The organism is Fontisphaera persica (assembly GCF_024832785.1).
GTDB lineage: Bacteria > Verrucomicrobiota > Verrucomicrobiia > Limisphaerales > Fontisphaeraceae > Fontisphaera > Fontisphaera persica.
Map to the genome: position 1 here is coordinate 1,795,051 of NZ_CP116615.1, position 13,222 is coordinate 1,808,272.

Annotated in this window: 4 protein-coding genes; all 4 read right to left on the minus strand. The window is 57.5% G+C overall.

Annotated features, from left to right (window positions below; translation table 11 throughout):
- Window position 1: 1 nt before the first annotated feature.
- From NXS98_RS06250 to NXS98_RS06265, 4 genes are read right to left on the minus strand one after another with little or no spacing between them, the layout of a single operon-like run.
- Window positions 2-3,940, minus strand: a complete 3,939-nt coding sequence (locus tag NXS98_RS06250) for an Eco57I restriction-modification methylase domain-containing protein (protein ID WP_283847617.1) — start codon at window positions 3,938-3,940, stop codon at window positions 2-4.
- On the minus strand, window positions 3,937-5,028 hold the full coding sequence (locus tag NXS98_RS06255) for a PDDEXK nuclease domain-containing protein (RefSeq protein WP_283847618.1): 1,092 nt from the start codon (window positions 5,026-5,028) through the stop codon (window positions 3,937-3,939). The genes NXS98_RS06250 and NXS98_RS06255 overlap by 4 nt, the downstream gene beginning before the upstream one ends.
- A gap of 5 nt (window positions 5,029-5,033) precedes the next feature.
- The gene (locus NXS98_RS06260; protein WP_283847619.1) at window positions 5,034-7,883 is read right to left on the minus strand and encodes a DUF8741 domain-containing protein; all 2,850 of its coding nucleotides are present in this window, start codon (window positions 7,881-7,883) and stop codon (window positions 5,034-5,036) included.
- The gene (locus NXS98_RS06265; protein ID WP_283847620.1) at window positions 7,884-12,986 is read right to left on the minus strand and encodes a DEAD/DEAH box helicase family protein; all 5,103 of its coding nucleotides are present in this window, start codon (window positions 12,984-12,986) and stop codon (window positions 7,884-7,886) included. It lies immediately after the preceding gene.
- Window positions 12,987-13,222: the final 236 nt, after the last annotated feature.

Here is a 13,222-nt window from a genome sequence, read left to right on the forward strand (position 1 = left end):
ATCAGAGCAACGACGGTTGATCTCCAGCATCGTGGGCGGTCTTTTTCCCCGGCTTCTTCTTGTGCAGGCCCTTCGCTTCTTCCTCGGCGTAGAGCTTGTGGTTGAGTTGGAGGAGGCGTTTCAGGAGTTCTTTGCGGGCATCGGGGTGGATGGTGTAGCGGAGGCGGTCATTTTCGGGGAGGTAGTCCACTTCGTGGAAGGCGTGGCCGAGGGACAGTGCGGGGCCGGCGTCGCTGGGTTTGTCCCAGCCGTAGGCGGCGAGGACGGCGTGGTCCAGTTCGACGTGGAGCTTGCGCAGGGTGCAGATGCCAGCTACGGCTTCGTCCAGGGAACAGGTTCCGGGGGTGGTGGCGAGATGCTTGGTGAGCCAGGCGGTGGTTTCGCCTGGGGTGCCGCCAATCTCCGGGTCGTGGAAAAGGTTGTAGGTCTTGGTCAGACCCAATTGCAGCTTCAGCATCAGCTCGCGGCGGTGTTCGTGGTAGCGATGTCCGATGTCTTCCAGTTGGACTTCAACCGCTTTGCACTGCGAAAGTGGAAATGGAAAAGTGTCAATGCAGTCACCGTTGGTATAGCGAATCCGCGACTCCAACGTGGAGGCATAGCGCCAAGCCCATGCGCAGTGAAAGTCGGATTGGAATAGCGCAAAGTCCGCCCATCTTGTGCGAGCAACGACATTCGTCGTGACATCGTAGACAAAAGTGGCAGGGGCAAAACTCAAGAGTAAGTGTTTTGAAACACGAGAGGCCACAAGCACACGCGGCAAAGCCGCGATGGTTTCGTAGAGCTTTGGCCGTTTGTCTGCGTGTATCCACCACTTTTGTGGCAGGGGCCTTCGCAAGACGAACTCTCCCGCCTCATTTGTGCGAGTCCTCTCGGGTTTGACGCTCTTCTCCACAATGCTGAAGATATCCGGGTGCTCATGCCTACACTTCTCCTCTGGCCAATCGAAGAAGTTTATGACCCAGCGGCTAGGGGCTTGATGGGGAGTGCTATTAATGTCGTCACCAGTCAAATAGGGGAATAGAACAGATTTGGCGCTAGGCCGTTTGCGCATGAGGTCCTGCGCCTCATCGGGCTCCATCATAAAACCAAGCCCGAGAACAATTGATCCCTGGAAACTCTTGTTGGCGTTAGAGGCTAAACGCTCAGGGTCCGCCAATGTTTCGGCGTCATCAAGGTATGCGGTAATGCGCGAAACGGCTCTATTGTCGAGGTAGTGTTGTCTTCCCCATTTTCCTTTGTGGATGGTCAACAAGGAAACCTCCACCGCTGCTCTTCCTGGCCATTTTGTTGAGCGCACCGCAAAGACTATTGAACCCCCGTGGTCTATGATCACGTCCAAGCCACCTTCGCGGGCTCCACCTTGAGCAATCGTGTTAGTCGAGATGAGTGCTTGAAAGCCACCCTCACGAATCAAAGTGAAAACCCGCCTGAAAAAGTAGGTGACTAAGTCCACTGATCCGGCAGGCGCATATTCTGTTTTGACCCAGTTCAGAAATGAGTCGCCGAAGGTGCCGCTGAGTGCTCGATTCCCAAGGAATGGGGGATTGCCGAGAATGCAATCGAAGCCACCCTGTTCAACGATGTCCGGGAACTCCAAGAACCAGTGGAAAAACCGTTCCTTAAAGCCCACAGCGTTGGCTTTGGCGACGGCTTGGCTTTGGGGATTGCGCTTGCCGGTGAGGTAGTCGCGGTATTCTTCCTCAGTGCAGATGAAGGGGCGATTCTCGGGTGTCTTGGGGATGAAGAACTGGGCGACCTGGAGATTGGCCAGGGTGCGCAGCCGCCAAAGGTCTTTGCGCTGGGTGATCTCCTCGAACTTGGCCTGCTTCTTGGCGTAGTCGTCAGGCGTGTGGTCTGGGAGGTCAGCGAGTGCAGCGTAGTGCTGGGAGACGGGGTGGAGTTCCTGCCGGACTGTCTGGGCAAGGTCGAGTTTGATTTGCTTGGCGGCACTGGCGGCTTCTTCCCGCTGTTGCTTGTTGGACTTGCGGAAGGCAGCGGCAACTTCCTTGTCATCGCCAGGCAGGGTCTTGAAGGCTTCTTCAGGAATGCCGCGTTCCAGTTCCTTTTCGTGGGCCAGACCGACGATGGCGTTGCCGCACTTGATGTGGTGGTCCAGGAAGTTGAGGCTTTCACCCGGCACGTGGGCTTCAAGCCAGAGGGCGACTTTGCAGAGTTCGACAGCCAGCGGGTTGACGTCCACGCCATAGATGCAGTGGCGGATGACATCGCGCACCGCTTCACGGAAGGCAGAGGGTGAAGGCTGGTCTTCACCGGTGCGGACAATGGCGAGTTCGGTGGCAATGCGGCGGGCTGCATTGAGGAGGATGTGACCACTGCCGCAAGCCGGGTCGAGGACGCGGATGGAGAGCAGGGCCGCTTCCGCAGTTCGTTGATAGTTGAGAGTTGATGGTTGAGAGCGACCCACCTCACCCCGGCCCTCTCCCCCCTCGGAGGGCGGAGAGGGAGAAGACTTCGGCGCTTTAGCTGACTTTTCACGCGCTTCTTTCAACTTCTCCTCGATGATGTAGTCGAGGGAATGGTGGATGAGCGGGTGAGCGAGTTCGTCGGGGGTGTAGTGCGATTGGGTGTCGTCGTCGCTTTCCCGGAGTTCAAAACTGGGACGCTCTCCATTGGGCAGGAAGATGGGTTCGCGCTTGAGCAGCCCTTCATAAACGGAGCCGAATTCCTCGACGTTCAGGGCACCGTAGTTGACCCGAATCCATTGCTTGGTGTCGGGGTGCTGGAAGACGCTGAGGTTGCGGAAGCTGGTGAGGAGAACTTCGTTGTCGAGTTGGGCGTCGTTGAGCAGACCAATGGCGCGGTCACTGAAGAGGTCGCCAGCCAGAGGGGCGACGCCGAGCTTGTGGCCAGGGCTGCTGGCTTCAAAGAGACGGAAGGTGGCGTTGAGGCCAAGCCAGGCATCCTCGAAGTGCTTGTCAGCGAAGTAGCGCTTCTCGCCCAGTTTTCGGAGGCGTTGGATGCTGTAGAAGCGGTAGTAGATGTCGCGTTGCTTGCGGCTGGCCTTCTTGGGGTAGATGAGGTCGCGTTCCTCAATGACCATCAGGAACAGGATGCGGTAGATGAGGCGCAGGAGCCATTGATAGAGCTGGGTGGGCTGAACCTGGCCTGCTTTGACGGCATCACGGAAGGACTGGTTCTGAGGATGGCTGAGAAAACCGTTGGCCAGGGCGATGATGGATTTCTCAACGGCAGCGCTGAGGCCGTCACGGATGCGGGAGCCGGATTCGAGGGAGTCCTGGTGGTAGCGCTCAATGATGCACTCAGCACCAGCGTCGTGCTTGAGCGGCATCCGGGAAACGTGGACGAGCCGGTAAAGGAGAGCGAAGTCAGGGAACAGCTCTTCCTCCATCATGCGCTCCAAATCGAATTCGAGGTAGGAGAGCTTGATGAGGCGGCTGCTGTCACGCAGGAGGCGAAGCTGCTGGCCGTTGGTGACGATGGCGTAGAGGTGCTCGGTGAGGTTCAGGTATTCCTGCACCAGAGCATGAGGCGACATGCGCGGGCCGCTGTCCTCGCGTTTTTTGTCGAGGCTGTCCCGGTAGCCCATGATGTGGACTACAAACTGGTCGCGGGTGGGAACGCGATGGCTGAGGAAGTAGTTCTTGCCCAGGACCTCTTCGCCTTTGCGGGCCAGTTCAACCTGATAGCCCAGCAGACCCAGGAGCGGCACGACCCAGAAGTTGCGGGTCTCAGTGGTAGCGGAGGTGCCTTCCTTGGTGGCGTCGAGCTTACGACGGAAGATGCGCCAGAGGTCTTGGGCATCCGCCCAGGCACGGACAATCTCGTCCTTCACCTTGGCATCCGCAGGCAGCCCGAAGTCGGAGGGCTTCTGGCCAATGACATCGGCTTGCTCGATTTTCTCGAGGATGTCAGCGGCAAGAATGCTGCCTTCGATGCGGATGGAGGGGAATTTCATTTCTTCCGGTCCGTGCTCTCGGGCAGTTGCAGTGGGGCGTCTTTGAACCGCGCCTTGAGACGGGCACGGGCTAGGAGGACAGCCTGATGGAGTTTGCGCTCAAGTTCCTTCTTGGGCAGAACCTCGGTCCAGTAGGAGGCAACCCGGATGCCACTCTTTTCGAGATCGAGAAGCTCAACCGTTTCGTGCTTTTTGCCCGCGCAGAGGATCAGTCCAATGGGGGCTTCCTCACCGGGCTTGCGTTCATATTTATCGAGCCAGCGGAGGTAGAGTTCCATCTGCCCCTTGTCGCCGGGCTTGAACTCATCCAGCTTCAGGTCCATGGCGACAAGCCGCTTCAGGTGGCGATGGTAAAACAGCAGGTCGAGGTAGAAATCCTCTGCGTCCACCGTGATGCGTTTCTGACGTTCAAGGAAAGCGAAGCCGACACCCAGTTCCAAGATGAAGGACTCCATCTCACGCAAAATGGCAGCCTCCAAGTCCTTCTCGGCGTAAGAGTCTTTCAAACCAAGGAAATCGAGCAGATAGGGGTCCCGAAACACGAGGTCTGGAGTGAGCTTGTCTTCCTCGCGGAGTTGTTTCAGTTCCATCGCGGCCAGCTTGGCGGGCTTGCGGGAGAGGGCGGTGCGCTCAAACAACATCCCGCCGATTTTCTTCTCCAGGGTGCGAGTGCTCCAACGCTCCAACCGGCACATCTCAGCGTAAAACTCGCGTTTGAGCGGGTCGTCCAGCCGGATGATGTGGAGAAAATGGGTCCAGCCCAATTGTGTCATCAGTGATGACACAATCTTAGGGTTGGGGAACGCCTCGGCAAACCGAACCATGCGAAACAGGTTCCGTCGTCCAAAGCCGCGACCAAACTCGACCTCGAGTTGCTTTGCCAATGTGGCCACGATTTGCTCGCCGTATTCAGCCCGCTTTTCCTTGAGGATGTCCTTGCGGATGCGCTGGCCAATTTGCCAGTGCAGCAGGGTCAGGCTGGCGTTGACGGTGTGCGCGACCTGCTGGCGGGCAGCGAGGATGAGTTCGCGCACATCAGCCAGAAGCGGCTTCGATGATCTGGCTAGCGTGGTGATTGTCTTGGCCATGCGATTCACGATTTGGTGGTGTCCGGCAGCAGGATGTAGATGCCCATGACATCCATTGGCAGCACAGGATAAACGACTTGGAATTGCTTTTGGTCCATCAACTGGCTGAATCGCTCATGGGCTTCGACCAGGTGCTGAGATCGCTTTTCAGCCACGGCATCCAGCTCAGTTTGAAGACCAGCGACCAGCTTGAGTTCGTTGTCGAGGAAGCTGGCACGAGCCTCGGGGGTGAGATTCGAGGAAGGGCGGGCTGTGGCGAGCAGTGCTCCGGCCTGTTCCGAGTTGAGGAAATCCTTCTGACCAGGCGCACCACGGTAGCCCCAGATGAGCATTTCCTCGGCAACGATCTTGTTCCTGCCCTTCTTCTCCTCGATCACGTTGCGGCAGCGGAGCAGGAGAATGGTGGTCTTGATGGTGACTTCTTTGCAGCGAATGACCGCAGCCCGTGCAGCACCCCGGCCATTGTGCGAGATGCTGTTGGCCATCATCAACTGGCAAAGCTGCTCGACGAAGGGATGGTTGCGGCCCAGGTAGAGGTAGTTTTCCGGGGTGGGAGACTCGAAGCTGACCCGCACCATATCCTCCGCAGGGAGGATCGTCTTAAGCACGTAGGGCAGGTTGGCCGTGAACAGGCGGTAGCCCTTTTTGTCGCGGTCAATCTGGACGCCAAGCACATTGTTGAGTGAGGAGGTGACGAAGCTCTCGACGGCCTGGGGATTGCCAATCGCCTGATCCACTTCCTTGAGGTCAGCCTCGATTTCGTGGGCTTTGATGGCGTGCTGAGCAAAGATGCTGCGGGAGGCTTTCTCACGCTGTTCCGCTTCCGCGAGCTTTTGGCTGACGGAGAGCTTGGCCTTCTTGGCTTCGTCGAATTCCTCGAAGATGAACTCCGGCTGATCGTCACGTCCCTGAATCGAAATTTTGCGGTCAGGATTCAGCAGGAGGGCTTGGGCGATGGTGTCAATGATGCTCTTGCTGTCCTCGGGGAATGGAATGGTGATGCCAATGGAGCGGCGAATCTCACGAATCTTGCGGAGAATCACGTCCAGTACCACGCCATCAATCGGGTTGTCCTTGCCGTAGAGGAGGCAGGCTTTGACTTCAGGGGCAGTCTGGCCAAAGCGATCCACCCGGCCTTCACGTTGTTCCAGGCGATTGGGATTCCAGGGCAGATCGTAGTGCAGGACGGCGGTGAAGTGCTTTTGCAGGTTAATGCCTTCGCTCAGGCAATCCGTGGCGACCAAAACCCGCTGCTGGGCTTTTTCCATGCCATCCACACGCTGCTTGCGGACTTCATCGGGATCTTCACTGGTGACCACCTGAAGATCGAGCTTGGGGTATTTGGCCTTAAGCAGAGGCGCAAGCTGGGCCCCTACGTATTTTGCGGTGGCGATGTAGCGGCAGAAGATGACGGGATTGAACTTCTGCTTGAGGAGATCATCCACCACCTGGAATGCCGCCAAGAGCTTTTGATCGTCCTTGGGGTTTCCGAGGGCCTTGAGCTGGGTGGCGAACTGGCGCAACTGACTGAGCTGATGCTGTGACCATTCCCGCTTCTGCATCACCTGCATGGGCGTGAAGTCGGACTCGAAACCGGGTTCGGTGTCGTGAACGGGATTCTCCAGTTCGCCGTTTTCGGAGGAGGTTTCATCAGCCGGCGACAGCCCACTCAACCGATTCTCCAACATTTCCACGCCGGCATCAGGGCTCGACATCACCCCACGCAACAGGCCAAGCGCCGTCCAATACTGCACCCGCTTTTGGCCAAGGCGGGGATTTTCTCCAGAGATCAGCTTGCGGGCAAAGTTCAGAATCTCGTTGAAAAAGGCGGCATACTTGGGCGTGAGATCGTAGCCGAATTCCTTGGGGTCGCGTTTGGGGAAAGGCGTGTCCTCGCCCAGCCATTTCTCGACATCACCCCGTTTGCGCTGAACGAAATGTCTGGCCAGGTCACGGCGCTGGGCTTGTGAGGAGTTGGGAAGGTCCAGCAGCTCAAATTCAGGTTTCAGCAGACCGAGCAGCGAATGGAATTCCTCCGGCTTGCCGCTGTGGGGTGTGGCCGTGAGCATGACCAAATGCTGTCCCGGCTTTTGCGAGAGACGATGCAGCAGATGATGGCGTAGTTGCTGGCTGGTGGAGGCACCGGAAGGCTTGGCGCAGGAATGGGCTTCGTCCACGACCACCATCTCCGGGCACTGCTGCAAGAACACATCACGGCGGCTCTCGCTCTTGATGTAGTCAATCGAGATGATCTGGTGGGGGTAGTAGTCGTAAACGCTGACATCACCCTGAATCTCCCGGTCCAGTCGCGCCTGGGTATTGGAGCGGATGATGACGGCATCCAGGTCGAGCTTGTCCTTGATTTCGTCCTGCCACTGCTCGCAGAGGTGAGGGAGGCAGACAACGGCAAAGCGCTTGATGCGTCGGCGCTCCAGCAGTTCACGGAGAATCAGCAGGGCCTCAATGGTCTTGCCCACGCCCACATCATCCGCAACCAGCAGACGAACATTCTCCTGCCGCAGCGCCATGATGAGCGGCACCATTTGGTAGGAGCGTGGCCGGAACGAGAGCTTGGCCAGGGAACGGAATGGGCCAGCGCCATTCCTGAAGGAGAGCCGGGCCGCGTCATGGAGAAGGCGAGCCGTGCTGACGTCGCCCAGGTCATCGCGTGAGGGGTATGGGAACTGGGCAAGCTTCGGCTGATCCTTGCCGAAATTGAGAGGCAGGTAGATGCCAGCCACTTCTTCTTCAGAGCCGCCCAGGGGTTTCACCACCAGCAGGTCAGGATCATCTGAGGGCAGGACCACCCAATCGCGATTGCGCAAGCTGACCAGTGTGCCGGGTGTGAATGCCATTTATTTGACCTTCTTGAAAATATCGGGGCGTGAGGCAATCCGCTCCGCGAGGTTGTCCTTGTAGTGGTAAACGAAGACTTCGTGGCCGAGGTTGAGGATGCTCTGGCGCTTCTGCTCGTCATCGGCCTTCACCACTGGATCATCATGGGGAGTGCCGTCGCAGAAAACCCAGACGTTGTGGTGGTAGTAGAAATCGGGCTGAACATAAAGGCCCTCGACGCATTTCTGGGCAGCGTCAGGCAAGCGAAGTCCGTGATCGTGCAGATAGTCCAGGAATTTGCGCTCTGTGACGGAATTGGGGTCGAGGTGATGCAGCAGGGTCTGGTAGTGGTCTTCGTAGTTCTTGAAACTCGGATTGGTGAGCAATTCGACTTCGCAGGCCTTGAGCTTCTGGAGGGCATCCTGGATCAAGTGCCGGTCAATAATCTTGTGATCGCGCTGGTTGTAGTAGCTAAGGAGGTCGTCGTAGGAGGCAGGTCCTTTGTAGTCCACTTCATCGAAACGGCAGACTTTGATGGCTTCCTCGATCACCTTGCGGAAGATGGTCGGGTCTTCCACAAACTGGCTCAGGATGCCCAGACTGCCTTCAGCGGCTTCGAAAAGTAGAATGTTGGGATGCTCGGGATCGCCCATGGAAACGACCCCCAGCTCGTTAGATTCGATCTGGAAGACGTTTTCGATGGCCCGCTTCAAGGCGTATTGCAGGGTGATGACGCCTTCCGGTGCCAGGGCCAGCGTTTTGATCGGCTCGATGTAGAGGGCGTCAGCCGTGTTCGTGGTGAACAGTTTCACCCGCCTGACGGTCTCGGAGCTTTCTGCATCACCCACCTGAGCGTCACGTTTCCACTCGCCAGAAATCAGCCCCATTGGAAATCCGTCAGCAGGACGGGAGCGCCAACGACGATTCACATAAACCAAACGGGCAGCCGGCACATGGCGCACATTCAGGAACTTCTCCTGGTCATTCTTGACGAGGCATTTTCTGACCCGATCAAGGTTGCCGGGATCAACCGCGAAATACGTGTCGATCAGGAAACCTCTGGAGACGCGCTCTTCTTCCTCGCAGGAGATGCGGTCTCGCTTCTCCGCCCTGGTCTCGGACATCTCGATCAAATCCAGCAGGTGTTCCTTGTTGGCGTTGTCGTGCAGGCTGGCTCCGGAGAACGGGCAAATCTCAAGGTCCTTCTGGTCGCCGGTCAGGAAGTATCCCGCCTGCTTGCTCACCTTCGCCTCCTGCAAATTGCTCTCGGCATCCTGCACCACGAGCTGGCGGATTTCGTATTTCTGGCCGTTGTAGTAAATGATGTTCTGGGGGCCAAACTCCCGCAGGGCAATGGCTCTGGGACGGGAGATGTATTCGCCACCCGTATCATCGGTTTGGACGAAGGTGCGCAATGGCAGTCGGGTGAAGTTGTAGCCAGGCAGGAAGGCTTCCGACGCCAGGTAGCGGTAGGGGTAAAACTCCGTGAGCTGGCGAGATTTCTCGGACAGGGTATTCCGCAGCAAATCCAACTGGCGTGTGGCCTGATCCTGATTGCGCTTCTCCCGGCGATACTCCTGGCTGCCGAGGGTGTATTTGCCACTTTCAATCGCAGCCGTGGCCTTCGTCAGGGTGGCCCGGGCAGCACGGTAGTGGCGACGCCAGCGCTCCAAGGATTCATCCAAGTGCGCCACCACATGATTCAGGTGCTGCTCAATCCATTGATCGGAATACCAATGGCTGTGGTTGACCGACAGCTCTCCGTGGAAATCATGGACAGCCCGTTTGAAGGTGTTCTTGACGTTCTGGAAGGTCACGTCTGAAACCGCGAGGGCGTTCTTGACGGTTTGCGTGAGCGGCAGGTCCTCCTTGGATTCATCAATCAGGTCACGAATGGATTCATCCAATTCCTTGAGCCCCACCTCGGAAAGAAACAGGGCGTTGAGATGTGAACTGAGCAACTCCTGATTGCAGAGGTCGAGCCGGGGAGCCACCACCGCGCCAGCCACCAGACTCGGCTGATGCTTGAAATAGTGGCGGTCATGGCTGGAATACGAGGAGCAATATGTGAAGACCAGTGCCGCTTGCCCACTGCGGCCAGCACGTCCACCACGTTGGGCATAGTTGGCCGGATTCGGAGGGGCATTGCGCATGTGGACCACGCTCAGGTTCCGGATGTCGATGCCCAACTCCATGGTGGGCGAACAGAACAAGGAGCTGATCTTGCCATCCCTGAAATCGTCTTCGCGTTGAATGCGGACATCCGTGGTCAATTGGCCGGTGTGATCCTCGCCGCGCAGCCGCTTCGATTGCGAGAAGTCGCGGAGGTAGATGCCTTGGAAGAACAGGTTCGGTTTGCGCTGTTGCTCTTTGTAGGACCGTTGCTTCACCACATCGGGCTTCACCGTGGTCTTGTCGCCGGCCCTCCAGATGATCTTGTCCAACCGAATCTGGTAGATCCGCACTTCCTTTTTCGCCTCACTCTTGGCGGTTCTAGATTTGAGAAAATCCGCTGCCTCTAGTTTTTCGAGCAAAGCCGTGATGAACTCCCGGTAGTTCTCGCCCTTCAGGTTCAGCGCTGGGTTGGTCTTCCTGGCATAGTCCCGGAGGTATTTCCCGAGGGTGCTGGCTGGCCCCATGCTCTTGGTGAAGACCTTGGTGAACCTGGCCAGCGTGTCGAGGCGCAGGAAATAGGGATCGTGCAGTTCTTCGCCTTCGTCCAACTTCCAGGGTGCCTTGAGCCGTTCCCGAATCTCCTTTTCGGCTTCCTTGAGCTTGGTCTGCGTGAGGTAGTTCTCGCTGTAGATGGCGTATTCCAGACGGAAGAAATCCAAGACGTTGCCCAGCAGTTCAGCGCGGGCAGCGGGAGCGAGTTCGTTGAGCAGGGGCACGTTCTTCCATGCCTCGTTTGTTTCAGCCACTTCTTGCAGGTCGGCGTATTCGATTCGCAAGAGGGCACACTGCTCAAGATTGGGAAGCACCAGCCGCCAGCCCCGCCGCAAATCGTAGAGGGCACGATAAACGAGGTAGCGTTGCAGGGCCTCTTCGTATTGGCGTCGAACTGTGGGGAATTCAGGCTCCTTCTCGCGGTTGGCGTATTCCGTGAAGGGCAGGTTCAGGGCTTTGAAAATCGCCTCACCCAGATTGGCATAGGTGAGGGTCTTGTTGGGCGATTGTTCCAGGGCCTTGCAGACACCAGCACGGAGATGAATGACCTGCAGGAAGTCGTTGAAGTGGCCAGCCTGGAGAGCGGCATCCTGGCGATTGTCCGTAAAGCTGAGGAGTTTTTGATCTCGAACCGGGAAGCCATGCGCCTCGAGTTGGGTGAGGATGGAGAAGGCCGTGATGGTGGTTGATGTGCTGCGGCCTTCGTAGCCGAGTTGCGTGAGCTTGGTGCCTTCCTTGGTCTTGGTGTCGAAAAACGTGCCGCAGGTGGGATCGAACAGCAGCGGCGCGGGCATGAACCAAGCCTCGAACTTCAGGGGATCGGTCTCGGAGTAGTTGCCCAGTTCATCGAAATAGATCTTCGATGGCAGCCAGCGACGGTATTCTTTGCGTGGTTCCAGTGCGCCATGCTTCGTCTCGCGCACCCAGCCTTCCGGCAGCATTTCGAGGTCTTCGTCTGGATTCCACACGTCCTCGCCAACGATCAAATATCCATCTGCCGCCTCCTCGTCGTCTTCGGTAGTGGAGCGAAATTCTCGTGGTTCAAGCTTCCGGGTGGCTGGATTCTTGCACACGCAGATGTAGGCATGACCAGAGCCCCGGCTGAAGACGTTGGGGAAGATCGGTTTCTTGTTGGCCTCGTCGGCTTGGTAAACGGCTGGCTCCAGTGTGATCTTGCGGTGCTCGTCCTGATCCAGCGTGGTGTAAACGGCTCCGGTCTGCGAAAAGAATTGGTGCAGCTTGAAGGGCAGGAAGGTGTAGCGCTTGTCGGCCAGTTGTTCGTTGACACGGGTGATCCAGGCCAGCAGTGCCTTGAGGTGCTGTTCACATCTCTCCACGCTGAGACCCGAATCCTCCACCAGTTGGCCAACGATCTCCGAGAAGCGCAGTGGCCGATTCCGCACCAGCCTCCCCTCTTTCTCAGCCAGGGCCACTTTGCTTTCGAGCCAGGTGGCAGTGGGGTGGTTCTTGAGCACCTCCTGTCCCGCGCTTTGATCAATGCCAGCGTTGATGGCGGCGACCAGTTTGGCTTGAGGGGGAACTTGTCCGTCGAAGTTGAACGACCTGACGAGAGTTTCGCCAACGACTTGTTCAGTGGTGAACGGCTTCGCAAACAGCTTCGAGGCCACGGCTGCCACAGCCTGCTTCTGCTGCTCCATGGTGCCGGCTGAGACCATCGTGGCGGAGGTGCCGATGCAGGTGACCTGGCCCTGGCACTTGGATTTGATCCGGCGAATGAGCATGGCCACATCCGCACCCTGCCGACCTCGATACGTGTGCAGTTCGTCGAAGACCAGGAATCGAAGGTGGCCGTAAATGGAGTTGCGAATGGAGCGCTCCCTGATCCTCGTCAGGATCAGTTCGAGCATCATGTAGTTCGTGAGCAGGATGTCGGGTGGCTCGTCACGGATCTTCACCCGCTGCTCCTCCTTTTCCTGCCCGGTGTATTGCCCATAGCTGATCGGGAACTTCTGGCCAGTGCTCTCCTCGTAGTTCGCCTTGAATTTCTCGAACTCCTCGAACTGGGAGTTGATCAAAGCGTTCATGGGATAAACCACCACAGCCCTGATGCCCTTCGGCTCGGGATTCTTGAGGAGGTGCTGGAAGATGCTGCCGATGTAGGTGAGCGATTTGCCAGAGCCGGTGCCTGAGGTGACGACGAAATCCTTGCAGGCGCACCCCAGCCGGATGGCCTCAACCTGGTGCCGGTAGATCTTAAAGCCCTTGAAGATGTCGGTGAACTCGGGACACAGCTTCTCCTGCTTCACCACGTCACCAATTCCCCCAAAGATTTCAAACGCGGGGTTGAACTGGATCAGCGGCTCGGGCCAAAGCCTCCCTCTATCGAGTTCGGTTTCCACCGCGTCCCGGATGGCGGTGTCCTTGATGTTGATGAAACTGCGGATGTATGACTTGTAGTCGGCGACGATCTGAGAATGGATTTGGAAGATGTCCATGTGGCCGTCCTCAGTTCATGAATCCCTCCGCGAAAGCCTCCAGAAGAGGGTGGTCAAGACGCGGAGCCGCCTCCCCGACGAGATTCTCTCGCGGAGCCGCATCCGATCATCTTGATGGTCTGACTTTTCGCTCATGGCCGACTACATTTCATCCTCTTCTGGTCCATCCGGTTGTACACAGGCTGCCTTGACCGATGGAGTCGCGCTAGTTTTTACCAAATCGGCGCGAAAATGAA